At 45.8% G+C, this 1030-nt stretch carries 2 protein-coding genes and 1 pseudogene; all 3 read right to left on the reverse strand.

Going from position 1 to position 1030, the window contains the following annotated elements; genetic code table 11:
• A pseudogene (gene purH / locus AC3AYF_RS21790) lies at positions 1-210 on the reverse strand (bifunctional phosphoribosylaminoimidazolecarboxamide formyltransferase/IMP cyclohydrolase); the annotation flags it as partial.
• Positions 211-235: 25 nt separating this feature from the next.
• Positions 236-526, reverse strand: coding sequence for a DNA-binding transcriptional regulator Fis (gene fis, locus AC3AYF_RS21795; protein WP_487780553.1), 291 nt, complete (start codon positions 524-526; stop codon positions 236-238).
• On the reverse strand, positions 523-1030 hold a 508-nt coding region (locus AC3AYF_RS21800), incomplete at its 5' end, for a tRNA dihydrouridine synthase (protein ID WP_487780554.1). The genes fis and AC3AYF_RS21800, both read right to left, overlap by 4 nt.

A 1030-nucleotide genomic window follows, 5' to 3' on the forward strand; every position in this document is an offset into this window, starting at 1 on the left:
AGGGTGTAAGGTTTTGATGCGACCATCCATCATTTCTGGGAAGCCGGTATGTTCGGATACTTCTTTTACCGGTAAGCCAGCTTCTTGTAATAACTTAGCGGTACCACCGGTAGACAGTAATTCAACGCCCAAACGGTTTAGTTCTTGAGCGAGATCTAATACACCGGTTTTATCTGACACACTGAGAAGTGCGCGCTGGATTTTATTCATGTGGATTCCTGATTGCTGCGCGGCTTTATAAGCCGTAAGTTTTTAATTTTTTGCGTAGTGTGCCGCGATTAAGACCGAGGATTTCGGCGGCACGACTTTGATTGCCATTAGTATGTAATAAGGTCGCTTTAAATAAAGGCGCTTCTACTTCAGCCATTAACATGTCGTAAAGATTAGCGGTCGAATGACCATTGAGTTGCTCAAAGTAATCTTTTAATGCGGTTTCTACACATACGCTTAATGGCGGGTGTTTCAGATCATCGGCCACGGCAAGATCGATGCTGCGAGCAGACTGTTTGTCTAAAGCGTGAGTCATGCGGCCATCGTATCCTTATCTTCAAGTTGAGCGAAAAATTGCTCAGTGAAATCGAGTTGTTGTTGCGGCAGTTCAAAGGTGTTCATTTGCTGGCGGAAAGGGTTGCCATCACGTAAACCCTTGCTATACCAAGCAATATGCTTGCGAGCCATGCGGACACCTGTGTAGTCACCGTAGAAATCGTACAGGGTATGCAGGTGCGCGATCAAGGTTTCTCTGATTTCTTTTACTGAAGGTGCTGCTAAATGCTCACCCTGAGTTAAATAGTGGTTTATTTGCCTAAAAATCCATGGATTGCCTTGTGCGGCACGGCCTATCATCAAGCCGTCAACTCCTGTGTAGTCTAGGACCTGCTTGGCTTTTTCAGGGGTTGAAATATCACCATTGGCAATAACAGGAATTTGAATTCTGGACTTAATATCAGCAATGGTATCGAATTCGGCTTCGCCTTTATAGGCGCAAGCACGGGTCCGACCATGCACAGCTAAAGCCTGGATGCCGGAC

Source organism: Salinicola sp. (assembly GCF_982684285.1).

What these genes read in the sequence shown, in the direction of transcription:
- fis (WP_487780553.1), bottom strand. Translation starts at nt 526, where the DNA reads ATGACTCACGCTTTAGACAAACAGTCTGCTCGCAGCATCGATCTTGCC.